The following is a 21804-nucleotide window of genomic DNA, read 5'->3' as shown; positions in this document are numbered from 1 at the left end:
GGCTGTGACCGAAACGATTTTTGAATAGTTCAAAAAAAGATGGCAAATGGCCTAAAAGATTTTTGACCGATTGGTCAGGCGCCTATTTACGTTTTGCCCCGTGCAAGACTTGTCAAAAGCAGGCGTTGCAAAGCACTCTTGGGGACGAGCTGTCCCCCGGATACTGCTGGAGAAACTGCTGATGACCGATATTGATGCACGCTTGCGCGATGATGTTCACCTGCTGGGTGAGCTGTTGGGTAATACGATTCGTGACCAATACGGCGAAGCTTTTCTCGCCAAGATCGAGCGCATTCGCCAGGGGGCCAAGGCCGACCGGCGCGGCACTACCGGCGAAGAGCTGAGTGCGATTCTGGATGCCTTGAGCGACGATGAAGTGCTGCCGGTTGCGCGAGCGTTCAACCAGTTTTTGAACCTGGCGAACATTGCCGAACAGTACGAGCTGATCCACCGCCGTGAAGAAGGTCAGGCCGAGCCTTTCGAGGCGCTGGTCCTGCCTCAATTGCTCGAACGGCTGCTGGCCGAAGGGCATGACCCCGAGTCGCTGGCGCGGCAGGTCAGCCGTCTTGACATCGAACTGGTGCTCACCGCACACCCCACCGAGGTGACTCGTCGCACGCTGATTCAAAAGTACGACGCAATCGCTGAGCAACTGGCTGCCCAGGACCATCGTGACCTGACCCTTGCGGAAAAGTCCGAAATCGAACAGCGCTTGCAGCGGCTGATCGCTGAAGCCTGGCACACCGAAGAAATCCGTCGCACCCGCCCCACACCTGTCGATGAGGCCAAGTGGGGGTTTGCTGTGATCGAACACTCCTTGTGGCACGCCGTGCCGCACATGCTGCGCAAGGCTGACAAGGCGCTGCATGCGGCGACCGGGTTGCACCTGCCCCTGGAGGCGACACCGATTCGCTTTGCTTCCTGGATGGGCGGCGACCGCGACGGCAACCCCAACGTCACCGCCAGCGTGACCCGCGAAGTGTTGCTGCTGGCGCGCTGGATGGCCGCTGACTTGTACCTGCGCGACATCGATAAACTGGCCGCTGACCTGTCGATGCAACAGGCCACCCCGCAACTGCTGGCAGTCGCAGGGGAGAGTGCCGAGCCGTACCGCGCCGTGCTCAAGCAATTGCGTGAGCGCCTGCGGGCGACCCGCAGCTGGGCCCATAGCGCCCTGAACAGCACGCAGCCTGCACCGAGCGATGTGTTGCAGGACAATCGCGAGCTGCTGGAGCCGCTGCAGCTTTGCTATCAATCACTGCATGCCTGCGGCATGGGCGTGATCGCTGATGGCCCATTGCTCGATTTCCTTCGCCGAGCCGTGACGTTTGGCCTGTTTCTGGTGCGCCTCGATGTGCGTCAGGACGCGGCTCGTCACGCCTCGGCCATGACCGAAATCACCGACTACCTGGGCCTTGGCCGCTATGAAGACTGGGACGAAGATGCGCGCCTGATCTTCCTGATGCGCGAGTTGAACAACCGCCGCCCGTTGTTGCCCAGTTACTTCAAACCCGGTGCCGACACCGCCGAAGTACTGGCGACCTGTCGCGAAGTGGCAGCCGCACCGGGGGCTTCCCTGGGGTCCTATGTGATCTCGATGGCCGGTGCCGCCTCTGATGTTCTGGTCGTGCAACTGCTGCTCAAAGAGGCCGGGCTTGAGCGCCCGATGCGTGTGGTTCCGTTGTTTGAAACCCTGGCCGACCTGGACAACGCGGGACCGGTGATCGAGCGGCTGTTGCTGTTGCCGGGTTATCGCGCACACCTGAAGGGCCCGCAGGAAGTGATGATCGGCTACTCCGACTCTGCCAAGGATGCAGGCACCACCGCGGCGGCCTGGGCGCAGTACCGGGCGCAGGAGTCACTGGTCAATATCTGCCGCGAGCAAGGCGTTGAATTGTTGTTGTTCCATGGTCGTGGCGGCACCGTGGGGCGCGGCGGTGGCCCGGCTCACGCGGCGATCCTGTCGCAGCCGCCGGGCTCTGTCGCGGGGCGCTTCCGTACCACGGAACAGGGCGAAATGATCCGTTTCAAGTTCGGCCTGCCGGACATTGCCGAGCAGAATCTCAATCTCTACCTGGCGGCCGTACTGGAAGCCACCTTGCTCCCGCCGCCCCTGCCGGAACCTGGCTGGCGGGTACTGATGGACGAATTGGCAGCTGACGGGGTCAAGGCCTACCGTGGGGTGGTGCGTGATAATCCACAGTTCGTGGAGTACTTCCGCCAGTCAACGCCGGAGCAGGAACTGGGGCGATTGCCGCTGGGAAGTCGTCCGGCCAAACGCCGGGCAGGCGGAATTGAAAGCCTGCGGGCCATCCCGTGGATATTCGGCTGGACCCAGACCCGCCTGATGCTGCCCGCGTGGCTGGGGTGGGAAACCGCACTGAGCCAGGCACTGGCACGGGGCGAAGGCGAGCAGTTGGCACAAATGCGCGAGCAGTGGCCGTTCTTCCGTACCCGCATCGACATGCTGGAAATGGTCCTGGCCAAGGCCGATGCCGATATCGCCCGGCTCTACGACGAGCGTTTGGTGAGTCCGGAACTGCTGCCATTGGGGGCGCACTTACGCGACTTATTGTCGCAGGCGTGCTCGGTGGTGCTGGGCTTGACCGGTCAGGCGCAGTTGATGGCACACAGCCCCGAGACCCTTGAATTCATCCGCTTGCGCAACACTTACCTCGATCCTCTTCATCTATTGCAGGCCGAGCTTCTGGCACGTTCGCGACGCCAGCAAGCGGCGCAGGACAGCCCTCTGGAACAAGCGTTGCTGGTGACTGTGGCCGGGATCGCGGCAGGCTTGCGTAACACCGGTTAAAGCAAAAGAGCGGCGAATGTCGCGCCAAGGCAGGCGGGGGCCGGGCCGGATTGATGCCGACCCCCGTGCGGGCGCGACACTTTATTGTGGGGTTGCGACCTGTGACACCCGGCCGCAGAGGCCGGTTTGCCTGTAATTTTTCCTACTTTGGGCGGCTTGTGTGGGCCGGGCCTGCTGTGTATCTTGATCAGCCCTTGGCCGTTTTGATGGCCATAATCCGATTTTGAGACTGGCCCAAAGAGGCGAGTCTGTTGTCATTTAAATAAAAAATTTGAGGAGCACATCGATGCGCGTAATTCTGCTGGGAGCTCCCGGGGCCGGTAAAGGTACTCAGGCAAAGTTCATCACTGAAAAATTTGGCATCCCGCAAATCTCCACCGGCGACATGTTGCGTGCAGCCGTTAAAGCCGGCACCGAGCTGGGCCTGATCGCCAAAGGCGTAATGGACAGCGGTGGTCTGGTATCCGATGACCTGATCATCAACCTGGTGAAAGAGCGCATTGCTCAGCCAGACTGCGTCAACGGTTTCCTGTTCGACGGTTTCCCGCGCACCATTCCACAAGCTGAAGCCCTGGTAAAAGCCGGTGTGGAGCTGGACCACGTGCTGGAAATCGCCGTTGAAGACGAAGAGATCGTTCAGCGTATTGCCGGCCGTCGTGTACACGAAGCTTCGGGCCGCGTTTACCACACCGTCTACAACCCGCCAAAAGTGGCAGGCAAGGACGATGTGACCGGCGAAGACCTGGTACAGCGCAAGGACGACACCGAAGAAACCGTTCGTCACCGCCTGTCGGTCTACCACTCGCAAACCAAGCCGCTGGTGGACTTCTACCAGAAGCTGGCTGCTGCCCAGGGCAAGCCCAAGTACAGCCACGTTGAAGGTGTTGGCTCGGTCGAATCGATCACGGCCAAGGTGCTTGAAGCGCTGAGCTGATAAGTCGATTTTGCGTCATCACAACAGCCCGCTTGCGGGCTGTTGTTGTTTATACTGCTGCACTTTTTTCAATTCTGATTCTGACGGGAACACCGATGAGCACCTTGCTGGCCCTGGATACCGCGACTGAAGCTTGCTCAGTTGCCTTGTTGCACGATGGCAAGGTTACTAGCCACTACGAGGTGATCCCGCGCCTGCACGCGCAAAAGCTATTGCCGATGATCAAAGACTTGCTGGCTGCGGCCGGGATCGAGTTGTCGGCGGTCGATGCCATTGCTTTTGGCCGCGGTCCTGGCGCCTTTACCGGTGTGCGCATTGCCATTGGCGTGGTCCAGGGGCTGGCCTTTGCGCTGGAGCGCCCGGTGTTGCCGATCTCCAATCTGGCGGTACTGGCCCAGCGAGCCCATCGCGAGCACGGCGCGACCCAGGTGGTGTCGGCCATTGATGCGCGAATGGACGAAGTGTATTGGGGTTGCTATCGCGAGCAGGCGGGGGAGATGCGTCTGCAAGGCGCTGAAGCCGTGCTCGCACCGGAAGCAACTGCCTTGCCGGATGGCGCCAGCGGTGACTGGTTTGGCGCCGGGACTGGCTGGGGGTATGCCGAGCGCTTGAACGTCAAGCCGTACGCAATGGACGCAGGCATGTTGCCTCACGCCGAAGACCTGCTGACCCTGGCCCGATTTGCCTGGGCCCGTGGCGAGGCCATCCGGGCCGATGATGCACAGCCGGTGTACTTGCGCGACAAGGTGGCGGCTACAAAAGCTGAACGTGGCGTTTGATCCGCTGTTGTAGCCGCTGACGAACGCAGCCTCGTTCCTTCGGCAGCGACTACAAAATAGCCGGCCCATTTGCTTAGTCTTGCCAGCGCCGCTAAATTGTAACTATCGCTAACGAGCTTGTTGCCATGCGCATTGACGGCTTTTCTTCCCAGTCCTACCCGATCAAGCGCAAGCCGCGTAAAGGTCAGCCGCTGGTCGATGAGTCGGTTGACGACAATGAAGCCTCGTTCGAAAACACCCCCCAGGCTGCCCGTACCCCACCTTCCGGTGAGCGCATCAGCCAGTTGCCGGTCCGCTCCCAGGACATGATCTTCCAGCGTGCCATGAGCAAAAGCGCAGCCAGTGCCCTTGCCAGCTACCTGACCACCGCAGGCTTCGTCGATTGGGAAACAGAAGTGCTGGGGCTGGATCTGTATATTTGAGCCATGACCCTCACGTCCCTCCCTTATTACCTCGGTTGTCCGTCCTGGAGTGAAAACGCCTGGCGCGAAGGCCTGTACCCGCAGAACGCGCGTTCAACTGATTTCCTGAGCCTGTATGCGCAGGTCTTCAATGCCGTCGAAGGCAACACCACGTTCTATGCCCGCCCGGCACCGGCCACGGTTGAACGCTGGGCGCAAAGCCTGCCTGAACACTTCAGGTTCACCGCCAAGTTCCCACGGGATATCAGCCACGGCGGCGATTTGCGTGAGCAGTTGCAAGCCGCTGAAGATTTCTTGCAACTCATGGGGCCCCTGGGGGGGCGGGTAGCGCCGTTTTGGCTGCAACTGCCAGCCAGTTTCGGGCCTCAGCGCTTGAGCGAGCTGGTGAGCTTCATGGACACCTTGCAGCGCCCGCTGGCCATTGAGGTTCGTCATCCGGAGTTCTTTGCCAGGGGCGATGCCGAGCGGCTGCTCAACCGCTTGCTGATGGATCGCGGTGTCGAGCGTATCTGCCTTGATCCCCGGGCACTGTTCAGTTGCCACTCGACCGATCCTGCCGTGCTCCACGCTCAATCGAAAAAGCCCAAAGTGCCGCCTCGCCCGGCGGCCTTTACCCAATGTCCGCAGGTGCGATTTATTGGCCGCCCGGAGCTGGAGGCCAACGATCCTTATTTGTTGCCCTGGATTGAAAAAGTCGCGGGCTGGATCGAGGAGGGGCGTACGCCCTACGTGTTTTTGCATACGCCGGACAATCACCGCGCTCCTGAGCTGGCGCGGCGTTTTCATCGCCAATTGAGTGAGCGCTTACCGGGCCTGCCCCCACTGCCCGAGTTGCATCAATCCCAGGCTCGCGAGCAACTGGGCCTGCTTTAAGCGGCCAGGCGCAGGTTGTTGATGACAATCGGGCGGGCCCAGCCCAGGTCGAAGTCCATCGCCCGTTGTTGCTCTATCAGCGTAATGGCGTCGAATGGCTCGGCGGGGGGGGGCAGCAAGTCCTGTTCAAACTCGGCTATGGGCAGATGCAAAGGTCGTGGCTCAGGCCCCGGGCCTGGATCGGGCAGCGGATGACCCTGGGTCATGACGATCGGGCGCACCCATGTGTTGTTGAAATCTTGCTGGTGCTGTTGCTCGACAATGTCTTCAGGCGGGTAGGGCACGGCGGGTGGCGGCAGCAGGTCCAGTTCGAATTCGGCAATGGGCAAGAACAGGGCTTCAGGCGGGCGCAGTTCGGTGTCCTGAACCTCGCAGTGGCGCTGGATCACGATAGTGCCCAACAGGTGGGTGCCACCACGGGGCTCAGCGTTTTCAGTAGTGGCTGGCAGCTCGACATCCATGGCCGCCAATGCATCGGTACCGGACTGTTCTGCCAATGCCTGGGCGTAGAAGTCCTTCCACAGGTGATTGACGCTGCCTGTGATCTGCGAATTGTGGCGGCCAAAGTCGCCAATTGGCGCAATAAAGCCGATAGGTGCGCAATGAATGTCTGACATAGCTCTCGGTCGACGCCCAGCTCTGGCAAAATGGCGGATATTTCATTTATCGGCAGCCTTTGCCGATCATTAAATTTTTGAGCGTGTTTTTAGATGATTGAGCAAGCAGCGGGCTGTCGTATCAAAGTCGAAGCGCTGGACGAGGCCTTTCAGGCCTTGGCCGAGCAATGGGCTGAGCGCCTGGGTTTGCCTCTGGATGAGCCTGACGCGGAGTTCGCCTTGCAGTTGAGCGCCCAGGGTTTGCAGTTGCAGCAACTGGGGCCGGATGCACCAGGTCCGGTGCGGGTCGACTTTGTCGAAGGCGGCGCGGCCCATCGTCGTTTGTTTGGCGGCGGTACGGGGCAGATGATTGCCAAGGCGGTGGGTATTCAGCAAGGCGTGCGCCCACGGGTGCTGGATGCCACGGCGGGCTTGGGCAAGGACGCGTTCGTGCTGGCAAGCCTGGGCTGTGAGATGAGTCTGATCGAGCGCCAGCCGCTGATCGGTGCCTTGCTTGAGGACGGGCTGGCCCGTGGCCTGGATGACTTTGAAGTGGCGCCAATCGTGTCGCGCATGCACTTGCTAAAAGGCAACTCGATTGAAGTGATGCGCAATTGGGAGGGGGAGCCACCGCAGGTGATCTACCTGGACCCCATGTTCCCCCATCGTGAGAAAACCGCGCTGGTGAAAAAAGAAATGCGCCTGTTTCGCCCGTTAGTGGGCGATGACAATGATGCACCGGCCCTGCTTGAAGCTGCGTTGGCGCTGGCGACCCACCGTGTGGTGGTCAAGCGGCCCCGCAAGGCACCGTGCATTGCGGGGCCCAAGCCAAGTCATGCGCTGGATGGCAAATCGAGCCGGTACGATATCTATCCGAAGAAAGCACTCAAGCCCTGAACATGTGGGAGCGGGTGTTTCACTCTGGTCGATAAGCCCGCATGAACATCCCCACCACTTCCTGCACATGGGCTTCGCTTTCCTGCGGCCCCAGCGGTTCACCGCCGCCAAACAGCAGGCGAAAGTTGGGGGCGCCTTTGAGCATGCAGAAGAAGTGTTCTGCCGCGTAATGCGGGTCGTCGATCCGCAGCGCGCCGCTCTGATCCATCTTGCGCAGCAAGCCCTCCATCTCGTGCACCACGCGCTCCGGTCCGGCCTCAAGGAAGATCTGCGAAAGCTTTGGATCCTGGCTGCCGAGGGTGACCATCAACCGGTGCAGGTTCAGTGATTCTTCACTGTTGATCAGGACTTGAAAGCCTCGGGCAATGTTCAGCAACACCCCTTCAATGGGCTTGCCGGCCGGCAGCTCAAAAAACAGTACCGGTAGCTGCTCTGTGCATTTGGACATGATCGCCGAAGAAAACAGGGTCTCCTTGTCGGTGAAGTGACTGTAGACCGTCAGTTTTGACACGCCCGCCAGGCCCGCAACGGCATCCATGCTGGTGTTGGCATAGCCCTTGGTCAAAAACAGGGTTTTGGCGGCGTCGAGGATGGACTGGCGTTTTGCCAGGTCCTTGGGGCGGCCGAGAGCGTTAGGGGGTAAAGGATGGTCAGACATAGCCGTTTATTACTGGACTGGTGAGTTTAGTATTAATAACATGCTGCCAGTATAAATATTCCAAGCCCCTTTAGCGAAAGGTCGTCAACATGTTGCGCCATGCCTTGTCCCGCGCTGTGCCTGTCTGTCTGGTGTTTTTATTGTCTGGATGCGGGCAGCAAGAGCCTGCAAAAATCAGCATCAGCCCGGCGATGGTGGTGCATCCGCAGCCTTCAGCGCTGGCAAGTCAGAGCTATCCCGGCGAAGTGCGCGCGCGTTTCGATCCGCAACTGGCGTTTCGTATCGCAGGCAAAGTCACCAGGCGCCTGGTCGATGAAGGTGAGCGGGTCAAGGCCAATCAGCCCCTGGCAGAGCTGGACCCGCAAGACGTGCGCCTGCAACTGGACGCTACCCGTGCTCAAGTGGCGGCAGGGCAGGCCAATCTGAACCTGGTGCGTGCTGAGCGCGATCGCTACAAGACCCTGCTGGATCGGCAGATGGTCAGCCGCTCACAGTTCGACAACGCCGAAAACCTCTACCGCTCTGGCGTTGCCAAGCTCCAGCAGCTCAAGGCCGAGCAGGATGTGGCCAGCAATCAGGCCAGCTATGCCGTGTTGCGCGCCCCACAAGATGGCGTGATCGCCCAGCGCCAGGTTGAAGTGGGGCAAGTGGTCAATGCCGGGCAAACCGTGTTCACCCTGGCAGCCGATGGTGAGCGTGAAGTGCTGATCAGCCTGCCGGAGCAGGATTTCAGCCGCTTCAAGATCGGTATGCCGGTGGCGGTTGAGTTGTGGTCGCAGCCCGGCCAGCGTTTCAGCGGCCGTATCCGCGAGCTGTCGCCATCGGCAGATCCAAAGTCACGTACCTTTGCTGCCCGTATCACGTTCACCTCTGGCAAGGTGCCTGCCGAACTGGGCCAAAGTGCCCGGGTTTTCATTCAGGGCGAAGGCGACAGTTCGCTGTCGGTGCCGCTGTCAGCCTTGACCGCCGAGAACGGCGCGGCCTACGTGTGGCGAGTCGGCCAAGGCAACAAGCTTGAGCAAGTGCCGGTGCGTGTGGGGCCTTTTGGCGAAAAAAGCGTGCCGGTTCTCGAAGGCCTCAAGGCCGATGACTGGATCGTCGCTGCCGGCGTGCATGTGCTGCATCCCGGGCAAGAGGTGCGGCCGATTGATCGTTCCAACCGGGCAATCAATGTTTCGGCGAAGGAGTAACCCCCATGGGCTTTAACCTTTCTGCCTGGGCGTTGCGCAATCGCCAGATCGTCCTGTTCCTGATGCTGTTGCTGGCTATTGTCGGCGGGCTTTCATACACCAAATTAGGGCAAAGCGAAGACCCACCGTTCACCTTCAAGGCCATGGTCATTCGCACCCTGTGGCCGGGTGCTACGGCTGAGGAAGTCTCTCGGCAGGTCACCGAACGTATTGAAAAAAAGCTGATGGAGACCGGTGAGTACGAGCGCATTGTTTCGTTCTCGCGCCCTGGCGAGTCGCAAGTGACCTTTATGGCCCGCGATTCGATGCACTCGAATCAGATTCCGGAGCTGTGGTATCAGGTTCGCAAAAAGATCAGTGACATTCGCCACACCTTGCCGCCTGATGTGCAGGGGCCGTTTTTCAACGATGAATTCGGTACGACCTTCGGCAATATCTACAGCTTGAGCGGTGAAGGTTACGACTACGCAGTGCTCAAAGACTACGCCGACCGCATCCAGATCCAGCTGCAACGGGTCAAGGATGTAGGCAAGGTCGAATTGCTGGGGCTGCAGGACGAAAAAATCTGGATCGAGCTGTCCAACCTCAAACTGGCCACACTGGGCTTGCCGCTGGCCGCCGTGCAAAAAGCCCTTGAGGAGCAAAACGCGGTGTCGACTGCGGGCTTCTTTGAAACACCGACAGAACGGGTGCAACTGCGCGTCAGCGGTAATTTCAAGACGGTAGAGGAGATCGAACGTTTCCCGATCCGCGTGGGCGAGCGCACCTTTCGCATCAGCGACGTGGCGGATGTGCGTCGCGGCTTTAATGATCCACCGGCACCGCGTATGCGCTTTATGGGCCAGGATGCGATAGGTCTGGCCGTGGCCATGAAAGACGGTGGCGATATCCTGGTGCTGGGCAAGGCGCTGGATACCGAGTTCGAACGGATCCAGAAGAACCTTCCGGCCGGGATGCAATTGGGCAAGGTCTCTGACCAGCCAGCGGCTGTGAAAACCAGCGTCGGCGAGTTCGTTCAAGTGTTGGTGGAAGCCCTGGTGATCGTGCTGCTGGTCAGCTTCTTCTCCCTGGGTGCGCGCACCGGCATGGTGGTGGCACTCACCATCCCGCTGGTGCTGGCAATGACGTTTGCCGCCATGCATTACTTCGGGATCGGCCTGCACAAGATTTCACTGGGGGCGTTGGTGCTGGCCCTGGGCTTGTTGGTGGACGACGCGATCATTGCCGTGGAAATGATGGCGATCAAGATGGAGCAGGGTTACGACCGGATGAAGGCGGCGAGCTTCGCCTGGACCAGCACCGCGTTCCCCATGCTCACCGGTACGCTGATCACGGCAGCAGGCTTTTTGCCGATTGCCATGGCGCAGTCGAGCACGGGTGAGTACACCCGCTCGATTTTCCAGGTGGTGACCATTGCCCTGTTGGCGTCGTGGATTGCGGCGGTGGTGTTTGTGCCGTATCTGGGGGCGCTGTTGTTGCCGGACCTGGCGAAAATTCATGCCGCCAAACACGGTTCGGGCGCAGGTGCTCCCGACCCTTACGCCACACCGTTTTACCAGCGGGTCCGACGGTTGGTGGAGTGGTGCGTCACCCGGCGCAAGACCGTGATTGCATTGACGGTGCTGGTGTTCCTGGGGTCGGTCGTGCTCTTCAAGTTTGTTCCGCAGCAGTTCTTTCCCGCGTCCAGCCGACTGGAATTGATGGTCGACTTGAAACTGGCCGAAGGCGCTTCGTTGAGCAATACCACCGATCAGGTCAAGCAACTCGAAGCACTGCTCAAGGACCATCCGGGTATTGCCAATTATGTGGCGTATGCCGGGACCGGCTCGCCACGCTATTACCTGCCACTGGATCAGCAGTTGCCAGCGGCCAGCTTTGCCCAGTTTGTGGTACTGGCCAAGACCATTGAGGACAGGGAAGAACTGCGCACCTGGTTGATTGACACCCTTAACGAACAATTCCCGACCGTACGCTCGCGGGTCACGCGTCTGGAAAACGGTCCGCCTGTGGGCTATCCGGTGCAGTTCCGGGTGACGGGCGAACATATCGAAGAGGTACGGGCACTGGCGCGCAAGGTGGCGGCCAAGGTTCGCGACAACCCCCATGTGGTGAACGTGCACCTGGACTGGGAAGAACCGAGCAAGGTGGTGTATCTCAACATCGATCAGGACCGTGCGCGGGCCCTGGGTGTGAGCACGGCCAACCTGTCGCGCTTTTTGCAAAGCACGTTGCTGGGATCCACCGTCAGCCAGTACCGCGAAGACAACGAGTTGATCGAAATCCTGTTGCGCGGCACGCCTCAGGAACGCACCGAGCTGGCGTTGCTGCCTAGCCTGGCGGTACCCACCGACAACGGCCAGAGCGTTGCCCTGTCGCAAGTCGCGACGCTGGAATATGGCTTCGAAGAGGGCATCATCTGGCACCGTAACCGCCTGCCGAACGTGACCGTGCGTGCAGATATCTACGGCAAGGAGCAACCGGCGACACTGGTGCAGCAGATTCTGCCGACCCTTGAGGGCGTTCGTGCCGAACTGCCGGATGGTTATTTGCTGGACGTGGGCGGTACGGTCGAAGACTCCACCCGTGGCCAGGACTCGGTGAAGGCCGGTGTGCCGTTGTTTATCGTGGTGGTGCTGACCCTGTTGATGGTGCAGCTGCGCAGTTTCTCGCGCATGGTGATGGTGTTCCTGACGGCGCCGCTGGGGCTGATCGGGGTCACGCTTTTTCTGCTGTTGTTCGGCAAGCCGTTCGGCTTTGTGGCGATGCTGGGCACCATTGCGTTGTCGGGGATGATCATGCGCAACTCGGTGATCCTGGTGGATCAGATCGAACAGGACAAGGCGGCGGGGCTGGACCCGTGGCGGGCGATCATTGAAGCGACGGTACGGCGTTTCCGCCCGATCGTGCTGACCGCACTGGCGGCGGTACTGGCGATGATTCCACTGTCACGCAGTGTGTTCTTCGGCCCGATGGCGGTTGCCATCATGGGTGGGCTGATTGTGGCGACTGCACTGACCTTGCTGTTCTTGCCGGCGCTGTATGCGGCGTGGTTCAAGGTCAAGAAGCCAGCAGAGGCTTGAAGCCCCTGTGGGAGCGGGCAAGCCCTGCTCCCACAGGGTTTGTGTGGCTCACATCATCCGGGCCTGGGCACCCATTGTTGTGGAGGCGGGCAAGCCCGCCTTCGCAAGGGTTACAGCGTTCCGAAGACTTTTTTCGCCAAACTGGTAGCAGCCGCTGCCGGGTTCTGGCGGATGGTTTCTTCCTGTTTGCCGATCATTTCAAACAAGCCGTCCAGGGCCTTTTCGGTCACGTAGCTTTCGATGTTGGCGCTTTTGGCGTCCACCACACCCAGCGTGGCGGCTTGCCCTGCAAATGAGTTGTACTGCTGGGCCAGACCGACCTTGTCCGTGGCGGCCTTGACGATAGGCAGGAACTTGGCGCGGATCTGATCCCGGCTACTTTTGCTCAGGTATTGGGTCGCCGAATCCTGGCCGCCGCTGAGGATGCCCTTGGCATCCGCCACGGTCATTTTCTTCACCGCATCGACCAGCAGGGCTTGCGCCTGTGGCACGGCCGCTTCTGCGGCTTTGTTCATGCTGGTTTCGAGTTGATCGACCTGATCGCCCATGCCGAATTGCTTCATCTTTTTCGCGACTTTGCCAAGGTTGCCCGGCAGCTCGATCTTGACTTCGGGGTTATTGCTGAAGCCCCCGGGGGTGCCCAGTTGCTTGACCGCAATTTGCGCACCTTGGGTCAGGGCATCTTTGAGGCCGCCCGTGGCGTCGCCTTGGGACAGATCGCTCAGCGATAACGCCAGGGCATTGGCCGAAATCAACAGGCCTGCGCACAGGCCCGCAAAGCGTATGGAAGGTCGCAGCATGGCAAACTCCTTGATTAGCGAACCTGATCGACACGCAGGCGGACAGGTTGCTGGGTTTTTGCAGTCAGATCGACGCTGTTGCGCTCTGTGCTGATAAACAGCAACTGGCCGTTCTCTTCGATCCGCGCACTCACCGCGTAGGTATGGCCGGGTTTGATCTGCGCCGGGTCATAGGTCAAGTGAAATGGCAGGGGTACCTGGCCCTTGATTGGGCCACTTTGCTTGGCAAGTGTCACCGCTGGAGCGTCGGCCAGCGATATATCCTGCAAGCTAACTTCCAGTGTAGCTGTAGGCGGCAGGGCAATACGCTGCAGGTAGAACACTTCGCCATCGAGGGATGCTTGAGGGGTCGAGGTCATAGAGCTACAGGCTCCAAGCAGGGCGGTGAGGCTGAGTAAAAGTACTTTTTTCATGGATTTCTCCTTCAAGATGTTTTTTCGAGCGAGAGCGGCGGCTGCTCGTGGGTGTCTTCACTGCGGTGCAACGCAACCTGGCGAATCGACAGGCGAATTTCGGCAGGCAACACACGCTTGGCAGCACCTTCGGCCAGTTCGCCAAGCAGTTCGTGATAGCTCAACTTGCCGTTGGCATCGCGGCGCAGCACGTCTTCTTCAAGTAATGTCTGGATAAAGTGGCGGAACAGGCTCTTGTCGAAGAACTCCGGGGCGTTGAGCCCATGCAAAATCGACAGGCGTTGGGCCATCATGGTGCACAGGTCTTCCAGTTCTTCGGCGCTCAGGGTGTTTTGCCCGCTGTTGAGCAGCAGGGAAATGGCCATGTAGAAGCGTTGCAGGGTTTGCGCAATGCTTCTGGACAACAACGTCAGCAATACAAAGTGTCGCGAACTCGGCGGCGGGCGCAGGTACACGCCGTTCTCAAAGCGCAACAAACCTTGCTCGACAAAGGACTCCAGCCACTGGTCGACCACGGCGTCCAGTTCCTCTGCTGACCAGCGAATAAACAGCTCTGACTGCAGGTAGGGATAGAGCGCGTGGGTGTAGCGCAGGATCTGTTCGCGGCTCATGCGCGAGGCGCTTTGGAAAAAGCTGGCCAGCAACGAAGGCAATGCAAAAATATGCAGCACGTTGTTGCGGTAGTACGTCATCAGCACCGCGTTCTGCTCATCCAGATAGAGGATCTTGCCCAGCGCATCACTTTGCTCGGCCAGCAGGTTCATGTCCTTTACATGGTTGATCAGCGCCTTGCCATCGCCTTCTGGCAAGGTGGTGTAGGGCGAGTAGGGGACACGGCGCAGCAGGGCCAGATACAGATCCAGCACCCGGGCCATGGCCTGTTCGTCCAGTGCCAGCCGGGTGGTTGAAAGCAGGGCCAGTGCCACCAGGTTCACCGGGTTGATGGCTGCCGCTTCATTCAGATGCTGGGCAACCTTTTCGCCCAGGCGATTGGTGGTCGGGCTCAGCCAGTCAGGACGATACAGGGGCGCAAGCTCCTGCTGGCGCCAGCCCGGCTGCTCCTGTTCAAGGAACTCGGCGAGTTTGATCGGTTCACCAAAGTTGACCGCGACCTGACCGAACTTCTGTTTCTTGAGGGCGCCGATCACTTTGAAAATGTCGAAAATCGACTCTTTCTTCTTGCTGGCGCCGCGCAGTTCGCCCAGGTAGGTGCGGCCTTCGAGCACACGCTCGTAACCGATATAGACCGGGACAAACACGATTGGCGTACGGGAAGAGCGCAAGAAACTGCGCACGGTAATGGCCAGCATCCCCGTTTTCGGTTGCAGCATGCGCCCGGTGCGCGAGCGGCCGCCCTCGACGAAGTACTCCACCGGGAAGCCCTTGGTGAACAGGGTATGCATGTATTCGTTGAACACCGAGGTGTACAGCGGGTTTCCCTTGAACGTGCGGCGCATGAAAAAAGCCCCGCCACGGCGCAGCAGGCGGCCCAGCACCGGCATGTTGAGGTTGATCCCGGCGGCAATGTGCGGCGGAGTCAGGCCGTTGCGAAACAGCAGGTAGGACAGCAGCAGGTAGTCGATATGGCTGCGGTGGCACGGCACGTAAATGATCTCGTGACCCTGGGCAACCTTCTGCACGCTCTCGATATGGTTGACCTTGACCCCGTCGTAAATCTTGTTCCAGAACCAGCTCAGGAGCACTTCAAAAAAACGGATCGCGGTGTAGGTGTAGTCCGAGGCGATTTCATTGGCGTAGCGCAGTGCCTGGGCACGGGCCTTCTCCGGCGAGATGTTCTCGCGCTCGGCTTCGTCAAGGATGGCCTGGCGCACGGCGGGTTCATTGACCAGCCCCTTGACCAGGTTGCGACGGTGGGAAAGGTCCGGGCCGATGGTGGCGGTTTTCAGGTTGCGAAAGTGCACGCGCAAAATACGCTGGGCCATGCGCACGGTGCGTTCATGACCCTTGTTGAGGTCGACCAGTTCGCGCAAGTGAATGGGGGCCGAGAATTGCACGCGGGTTTTGCGACCCAGGATCAGGATGCGCAGCAAGCGGCGCAGGCGCCCGGTGACGGCCCAGCTGTCGGCAAACAGCAGTTTCCAGGGGCTGGACTCGCTGTCGGGTGACTGCCCCCAAAACACGCTGACCGGAATGATTTGCGCATCCTCGCCCGGGTTTTGGGTCAGGCCGTCGACCAGGCGGGTCAAGGTTGGCGGTGCTCCGCGCTTGTCCTGTCGCCCCAGCCAGTCGGGCTCGGGGGTCAGGTAAAAAAAGGCGGCAGGCTCGATCATCTCTCCCACTGCAACCGGCAATACCGGGCGCGGCAGGCCGGCCTTGGAACACTCGGTATCGATCACGGCCAGTTCGGTTAGCGAGGGCGATTGCAGTACGTAGAACACGGGTCGGCTGCGATCCAGGTTCAGGGTCAGGGAAGACTGATTAATGGTCTCCGAGCGCACCCACAGGTACAGCAAGCGACGCAGGGCGCCAAATACAAGGCGGCGGAATGGGGAGGGGGTCATACGGCTTCTGCGTTAGTGGATAAAACGAGCGTTTACTCGGCCGGGTAGTGTGCCGTATCTCCCGAAAATCGGCAAAAAAGCGGCGAACTAATATTGATTGAGTGTTTTTTTGCCTGACTTATACTCGGTGGTCTTTCGCGACACTGCGCAAGACCCAGTAGTGAAGCGTCAGGTTCAAACACTAGTTCTCAAAGGGCCAATTAACGAGCCCGATCAATAATAAAAAGGGGGAAAGGATCCATGACAACGCGCGTAACAGGCAGTGTGAAGTGGTTCAACGATGCCAAGGGCTACGGCTTTATTCAGTGTGAAAACGGGGCGGATGTGTTTGTGCATTACCGCGCCATTCGCGGTGAAGGCCATCGCAGCCTGGCTGAAGGCCAGCAGGTCGAGTACACCCAGGTCAAAGGTGACAAGGGTTTGCAGGCTGAAGATGTAGTGGGGCTGTAATGCAGTTCCTGTAGTCGCTGCCGAAGGCTGCGATGGGTTGCGAAGCGACCCTGAAGGTCCTTCGGCCCTTGTCGCAGCCTGCGGCAGCGGCTACAGGGTGTTATTTGCAGCTCAGGAACCGGTTTTCCAGGTGATTTCTTCCTGGCCGTCTTCGCTGATGCGGATCCAGCGATCAGCATCAGCCTCGCCCTGTTCCTCGACCCAGCTGCCCGGCGCGCAACGCACTTCGATCTTCAGTGCGTCAAAAGCGGCCTTGGCACAGGCAATGTCGTCTTCCCACGGTGTCTGGTCGCTGTCCAGGTACAGGCTGTTCCATTTGCCGACGGCTTTTGGCATCCAGGTAACGGGTACGTCACCTGCGGTGCACTTCCAGGTTTCGCCTTTCTTTTTCCATTCGGTGCACGGGCCCAGCACGTTGGCCAGCCAGGCTTCGACGTCCTTGTAGGTGACCGCTTCTTTCAGGTAGATCTCGATATCGGGTTGGCGCATGGATGTCCTCACTGCGGGTCTGAAAAATCCACTCGCGGATTAATCGGGCCAAGGGCGTGTGCCCTTGGCCGTAAAGTTGGTTATTGAAGCACGAAGTAATCGTAGCGCATCGACACCGTCACCACTAAAGGCTCGGGGTGTTCGATGACCTGGGCGCGACGCTCGGCACTGGCGCGCCAGCCATGGGGGGTCATGGCCAGCAGATTGGCGCGATCCTGGGGCTCACTCAGGCTGAGGGTGAATTCCAGTGTCTCGCTGTGCTGCACCTGCATGCCTTCGGGCACCAGGGCCAAATGCTTGTCGTCTGAATAGTCGCGCACTTCGTCGTACAGCCGTTCGCGCAGCTCCATCAAGTGCCCGCGAGTCGGGCCAACACGCATCAGGCCGCCCCCCGGGCTGAGCAGGCGTTTGGCTTCAAGCCAGTCCAGCGGGCTGAAGACGCTGGCCAAAAACTGGCAGCTGGCATCGGCCAGTGGCACGCGGGCCATGCTGGCGATCAACCAGGTCAGTTGCGGGCTGCGCTTGCAGGCGCGCTTGACCGCCTCGCGGGAGATATCCAGTGCGTAGCCATCGGCGTTGGGCAGTGCCTCGGCGATTTGCGCGGTGTAGTAACCCTCGCCACAACCGATGTCGAGCCAGCGTTGCGGCGCTCGTTCCCTCGCCAGTTCGGCCAGGCGCTTGGCCACGGGCGCGTAATGGCCTGCATTGAGAAAGTCGCGGCGGGCTTCAACCATTGCCTGGTTATCGCCAGGGTCACGGCTGTTCTTGTGTTGCACGGGCAGCAGGTTCAAATAACCCTGGCGGGCGCGGTCAAAGCGATGCCCGGCCGGGCACGCCACGCCGTTGTCGACCGCGTTCAGCGGTGCACTGCAAATTGGGCAGGCGAGCATCAGGCGAGCAACTTGATCAGGGTTTGGTAGTAGATCTCGGTCAGTACATCAAGATCGCTGGCCAGAACCCGCTCGTTGACCTGGTGAATGGTCGCGTTGACCGGTCCCAGTTCGACGACCTGGGTACCCAGGGTCGCGATAAAGCGCCCGTCCGAAGTCCCGCCGCTGGTAGAAGCTTTGGTTTCGCGGCCAGTGACCTGCTTGATGCTCGACGACACCGCGTCCAGCAGGGCGCCCGGCTCGGTCAGGAACGGCAGGCCGGACAGCGCCCAGTCGATGTGCCAGTCCAGGCCGTGCTTGTCCAGTATGTCCGCCACGCGCTTTTGCAGGCCTTCAACGGTGGACTCGGTGGAGAAGCGGAAGTTGAAGACCGCCACCAGATCACCCGGGATCACGTTCGTTGCGCCCGTGCCGGAGTTCAGATTGGAAATCTGGAAGCTGGTCGGCGGGAAGAAGGCGTTGCCGTTATCCCAATGCTCGGCGGCCAGTTCGGTCAGCGCAGGTACTGCCAGGTGAATCGGATTCTTGGCCAGGTGCGGGTAGGCCACATGGCCTTGAACGCCGCGAACGGTGAGCTTGGCGCCCAGGGAGCCGCGACGGCCGTTTTTGACCACATCGCCCACCAGGGAAGTGCTTGACGGTTCACCGACGATGCACCAGTCCAGACGCTCGTTACGGGCAGCAAAGCGCTCGATCACGGCCTTGGTGCCGTGATGGGCCGGGCCTTCTTCGTCACTGGTGATCAGAAATGCGACCGAGCCCTTGTGGTCCGGGTAGTCGGCGACGAAACGCTCGGCCGCCACCAGCATGGCGGCAAGGCTGCCTTTCATGTCTGCGGCGCCACGGCCGCAGAGCATGCCGTGTTCATCGATCAGCGCGTCGAACGGGTCGTTTTGCCAGGCTTGCACCGGGCCGGTCGGTACCACGTCAGTGTGGCCAGCGAAGCACAGCACCGGGCCTTCGTGTTTGCCGTGGGTGGCCCAGAAGTTGTCTACGTCCTCGATGCGCATCGGCTCAAGCTTGAAACCGGCATCGCCCAGGCGCTGCATCATCAGCTTCTGGCAATCGGCGTCGATCGGGGTCACGGAAGGGCGACGGATCAGATCGCAGGCAAGTTGCAGGGTCGGCGAAAGGTCGGCGTGGGCCGTCATGGTGTGGACTCCGAAGCAGGGCATGTGCGGGGCGGGCGAGAAAGGGCGGTTATCTTAAAGCAAAACGGCGGCCAGAGGCCGCCGTTTAGGAGGTTGCAGTCAATTTATGCAGCCGGTTGCTCTTGTGCCGCGTCCACCGGTTTGGGCAGCGAAGACATAAAGGCCATGATCAGCGCCGCCAGATACGGCAGCGACTGCACCAGCAACATCACCACCCAGAAGCGCATGTCGTTGCTTGGCAGACCCTGGACCAGGAAGATCCCCAGCGCCGCGCCCCAGAGCAACAGCATGATGAACACTTCTTCACGGGCTTCCGAAATGGCGACCCAGAAGCCGTGGTTATCGGCGTTCTTGGGTGTCCGGAAGAACGGAATGCTGGTGGTGAAGAATCCGTACAGCACCGCTTTCGCGATGGTGTGGGACAACGCCAGCCCGGCCAGTGCTGCCGCAAACGCATCCTTGAGGTTAACCCCCACGGCACGGCGGTACAGGAAGATGATCTTGCCGACCTTGAACACGAACAGTGCCAATGGCGGGATGGCGAAAATCAGCAGCGGCGGATCGACCCGCGTCGGCACGATAATCATCGCCGCCGACCACAACAGGGCGCCCACGGTGAAGAAGATGTTCATGCCATCGGCCACCCACGGCAGCCAGCCCGCGAGGAAGTGATAGCGCTGGCCACGGGTCAGTTCAGTGTCTTTACCGCGCAACAGGCTTGAGGTGTGACGCTTGATGATCTGAATCGCACCGTAGGCCCAGCGGAATCGCTGTTTCTTGAAGTCGATAAAGGTGTCAGGCATCAGGCCCTTGCCGTAGCTGTTGTGGGAATACGCTGCGGAATAGCCTTTTTCGAATACGCGCAGGCCCAGCTCGGCGTCTTCACAGATGCACCAGTCCGCCCAGCCGAGCTCTTCGAGCACGGAGCGTCGGGTCATGGTCATGGTGCCGTGCTGAATGATCGCGTCGCGGTCGTTGCGGGTGACCATGCCGATGTGGAAGAAACCCTTGTATTCCGAGTAGCAGAGCTTCTTGAAGGTGCTTTCGTTCTGGTCGCGGTAGTCCTGGGGCGATTGCACAATGGCGATTTTCGGATCGGCAAAGTGCGGCACCATGTGCTTGAGCCAGTTGCGATCCACACAGTAATCGGAGTCGATCACAGCAATCACTTCGGCATCCGGCGCGGTGTGCGGGATCAGGTAGTTCAGCGCGCCGCCCTTGAAGCCGGCCAGGGGTGCCACGTGGAAGAACTTGAAGCGCGGGCCCAGGGTGGCGCAGTAGTCGCGCACGGGCTCCCAGACTGCCGGATCCTTGGTGTTGTTATCGATGATCAACACTTCGAAATCGGGGTAGTCGAGGTTCGCCAGGGCATCGAGGGTCTGTTTGACCATCTCTGGCGGCTCGTTGTAGCAGGGCACATGGATCGAGACTTTCGGGCGATAGGCGTCGTCGCTTTCGACCGGCAGGAACTCTCGTCGCCGCTTATGCGTCCAGACCGCCTCGGCCAGCTCATGGGCCTCGGTCAGCAGGACAATAAACACCCCGAGTGCGCCCAGTCCGAGCAGGAAGCCGACGGTCAGGCTGAACCATGTGCTGTATTGCTGGCTGTAGTCGTAACCGATCCACACCAGCACCGATCCGCACAGGAACGCGGTGAAGGTCAGGAAGGTGCGACCCCGCTGGCGCAGTGCGGAGCCGTCGATCAGCAGCAGCGCCAGCGACAGCAAGCCCATCACCACCGAACCAATGGCCAGTACGCGCCATTGCGGGATGGCGACCACCGGGCCTTCAAAGTTGAATTTTTGCTGGCGTGCAGCGTTGTACACGCCCCAGTACGCGCCTACGGAGCCTTCATCGCTGGCCTTCCACGGCTGGTCGAAGGCTTCGATCACAAAGTAGTTGTAGCCGCGACGGTTCAGGGTGTTGACCAGCGTCCGCAGATAAATCGCCTGGTCGGCCGGGGTGGCATCAGCGCCACCGCGCATGCGGCCATTGCTCGGCCAGCCAACCTCCGACAGCAGCAGGGGCTTTTTCGGGAACAGTTTTTTCAGGTCGCGGGCACGGTCCAGTACGAACTCACCGGCCTTGTCCACCGGGATAAACTCCCAGTACGGCAGGATGTGCGCGGCGATCAGGTCAACGTGCTTGGCCAGTTGCGGGTATTTCTCCCAGATATGCCATTGCTCGGACGTGGTGACAGGCACCTTGACTGCGGCCCGGACCCGATCCAGCAGCACGATCAGGTCTTCTGGCGTGATCTCTTCACGGAACAGGGCTTCGTTACCCACCACAACCCGCACGACGCTGCGCGAGTTATTGGCCAGCTCGATGGCTTTCTGGATTTCGCGCTCGTTGCGCTCCAGATCAGGGCTGATCCAGATCCCGATGGTCACGCGCAAACCGAACTCTTCCGCCAGCTTGGGGATATTACCCAAGGTGCCGTCGACCGAGTAGGTCCGAATGTTGTCGGTCAGCTTGCTGAGGATCTCCAGGTCGCGACGCATTTCATCGTCGGTCGGGTACTGGTCTTTCTGCGGGTACTGGCCTTGTTGGAACGGCGAATACGAAAAACCGGAGATTTGATCGGGCCAGTTGGGTGCAGACACCGGGCGATTGATCAGCGCCCAGAAGCCTGTGAACAGTGCGGCAATGGCCAGTACCACCACCAGGTTGAGTCCAAATTTACGCGATGACATAACTATTTCGGGTTCCAAAGGGAGTGGAACGAAGATCGGTCGGCGGGTGCCAAGCGGCGCGCATCCTACACTGTGCTCAGACCTATCGTATAGCTGATGGAATTGGGTCTGGCATTTGGCAGTTGCAGCGAACTTAAGTTCTTTATTTATTT

The 21804-nt window shown here is 60.1% G+C and carries 18 protein-coding genes; 9 read left to right on the top strand and 9 right to left on the bottom strand.

Annotated features, from left to right (window positions below; genetic code table 11):
* The first annotated feature begins 181 nt into the window (after positions 1–181).
* The 5 genes from ppc (at position 182) to VSQ83_RS18660 (ending at position 5820) form a co-directional block, all read left to right on the top strand.
* Positions 182–2812 carry a phosphoenolpyruvate carboxylase gene (gene ppc / locus VSQ83_RS18680; RefSeq protein ID WP_326427318.1) on the top strand — a complete coding sequence of 877 codons (2631 nt, stop codon included), beginning with the start codon at positions 182–184 and terminating at the stop codon, positions 2810–2812.
* A gap of 286 nt (positions 2813–3098) precedes the next feature.
* Positions 3099–3746 (top strand): adenylate kinase, encoded by a 648-nt coding sequence (gene adk, locus VSQ83_RS18675; RefSeq protein WP_016781956.1) that lies wholly within the window; start codon positions 3099–3101, stop codon positions 3744–3746.
* 95 nt (positions 3747–3841) lie between these two features.
* Positions 3842–4525 (top strand): tRNA (adenosine(37)-N6)-threonylcarbamoyltransferase complex dimerization subunit type 1 TsaB, encoded by a 684-nt coding sequence (gene tsaB / locus VSQ83_RS18670; protein ID WP_133077751.1) that lies wholly within the window; start codon positions 3842–3844, stop codon positions 4523–4525.
* 125 nt (positions 4526–4650) lie between these two features.
* On the top strand, positions 4651–4947 hold the full coding sequence (locus VSQ83_RS18665) for a hypothetical protein (RefSeq protein WP_019822138.1): 297 nt from the start codon (positions 4651–4653) through the stop codon (positions 4945–4947).
* Between the two features lie 3 nt (positions 4948–4950).
* The gene (locus VSQ83_RS18660) at positions 4951–5820 is read left to right on the top strand and encodes a DUF72 domain-containing protein (RefSeq protein WP_133077750.1); all 870 of its coding nucleotides are present in this window, start codon (positions 4951–4953) and stop codon (positions 5818–5820) included.
* On the opposite strand, the gene VSQ83_RS18655 is transcribed toward VSQ83_RS18660, so the two are convergent.
* Positions 5817–6437, bottom strand: coding sequence for an energy transducer TonB (locus VSQ83_RS18655; protein ID WP_219261639.1), 621 nt, complete (start codon positions 6435–6437; stop codon positions 5817–5819). The genes VSQ83_RS18660 and VSQ83_RS18655 overlap by 4 nt on opposite strands.
* Positions 6438–6530: 93 nt before the next feature.
* On the opposite strand from VSQ83_RS18655, the gene VSQ83_RS18650 reads away from it, so the two are divergent.
* Positions 6531–7313: a class I SAM-dependent methyltransferase gene (locus VSQ83_RS18650; RefSeq protein ID WP_219261638.1), complete on the top strand. Its 783-nt coding sequence runs from the start codon at positions 6531–6533 to the stop codon at positions 7311–7313.
* Positions 7314–7332: 19 nt separating this feature from the next.
* Here the strand turns inward: VSQ83_RS18650 and VSQ83_RS18645 are convergent, their stop codons facing one another.
* On the bottom strand, positions 7333–7971 hold the full coding sequence (locus VSQ83_RS18645) for a TetR/AcrR family transcriptional regulator (RefSeq protein WP_133077747.1): 639 nt from the start codon (positions 7969–7971) through the stop codon (positions 7333–7335).
* Positions 7972–8060: 89 nt separating this feature from the next.
* On the opposite strand from VSQ83_RS18645, the gene VSQ83_RS18640 reads away from it, so the two are divergent.
* Complete coding sequence (locus tag VSQ83_RS18640; RefSeq protein ID WP_326427317.1) at positions 8061–9161, top strand: efflux RND transporter periplasmic adaptor subunit; 1101 nt, start codon at positions 8061–8063, stop codon at positions 9159–9161.
* Positions 9162–9166: 5 nt separating this feature from the next.
* Positions 9167–12241, top strand: coding sequence for an efflux RND transporter permease subunit (locus tag VSQ83_RS18635; RefSeq protein WP_133077745.1), 3075 nt, complete (start codon positions 9167–9169; stop codon positions 12239–12241).
* A gap of 110 nt (positions 12242–12351) precedes the next feature.
* Here the strand turns inward: VSQ83_RS18635 and VSQ83_RS18630 are convergent, their stop codons facing one another.
* From VSQ83_RS18630 to plsB, 3 genes are read right to left on the bottom strand one after another with little or no spacing between them, the layout of a single operon-like run.
* Complete coding sequence (locus VSQ83_RS18630; protein ID WP_133077744.1) at positions 12352–13041, bottom strand: DUF4197 domain-containing protein; 690 nt, start codon at positions 13039–13041, stop codon at positions 12352–12354.
* A 14-nt stretch (positions 13042–13055) separates the two neighbouring features.
* Positions 13056–13454: a YbaY family lipoprotein gene (locus tag VSQ83_RS18625; RefSeq protein ID WP_326427315.1), complete on the bottom strand. Its 399-nt coding sequence runs from the start codon at positions 13452–13454 to the stop codon at positions 13056–13058.
* An 11-nt stretch (positions 13455–13465) separates the two neighbouring features.
* Positions 13466–15976 carry a glycerol-3-phosphate 1-O-acyltransferase PlsB gene (plsB, locus tag VSQ83_RS18620; protein ID WP_326427314.1) on the bottom strand — a complete coding sequence of 837 codons (2511 nt, stop codon included), beginning with the start codon at positions 15974–15976 and terminating at the stop codon, positions 13466–13468.
* A 240-nt stretch (positions 15977–16216) separates the two neighbouring features.
* Here plsB and VSQ83_RS18615 point away from each other — a divergent pair, with 240 nt between their 5' ends.
* Entirely contained in the window at positions 16217–16426 is a 210-nt protein-coding gene (locus tag VSQ83_RS18615; RefSeq protein ID WP_219261633.1) for a cold-shock protein, read from the top strand.
* 111 nt (positions 16427–16537) lie between these two features.
* Here VSQ83_RS18615 and VSQ83_RS18610 read toward each other — a convergent pair whose 3' ends face one another.
* The 4 genes from VSQ83_RS18610 to VSQ83_RS18595 form a co-directional block, all read right to left on the bottom strand.
* Positions 16538–16915 carry a hypothetical protein gene (locus VSQ83_RS18610; RefSeq protein ID WP_133077740.1) on the bottom strand — a complete coding sequence of 126 codons (378 nt, stop codon included), beginning with the start codon at positions 16913–16915 and terminating at the stop codon, positions 16538–16540.
* 80 nt (positions 16916–16995) lie between these two features.
* The gene (locus tag VSQ83_RS18605) at positions 16996–17805 is read right to left on the bottom strand and encodes a putative RNA methyltransferase (RefSeq protein ID WP_326397443.1); all 810 of its coding nucleotides are present in this window, start codon (positions 17803–17805) and stop codon (positions 16996–16998) included.
* Complete coding sequence (gene dapE, locus VSQ83_RS18600) at positions 17805–18956, bottom strand: succinyl-diaminopimelate desuccinylase (protein ID WP_046809204.1); 1152 nt, start codon at positions 18954–18956, stop codon at positions 17805–17807. The genes VSQ83_RS18605 and dapE overlap by 1 nt, the downstream gene beginning before the upstream one ends.
* Positions 18957–19060: 104 nt before the next feature.
* Complete coding sequence (locus tag VSQ83_RS18595; RefSeq protein ID WP_326397444.1) at positions 19061–21652, bottom strand: glycosyltransferase; 2592 nt, start codon at positions 21650–21652, stop codon at positions 19061–19063.
* Between the last annotated feature and the right edge of the window lie 152 nt (positions 21653–21804).

This window comes from Pseudomonas sp. DSV-1, assembly GCF_035830915.1.
Classification (GTDB): Bacteria; Pseudomonadota; Gammaproteobacteria; order Pseudomonadales; family Pseudomonadaceae; genus Aquipseudomonas.
Note: the sequence above shows the minus strand (reverse complement) of the source record. Positions and strands in the feature narration are given on the sequence as shown.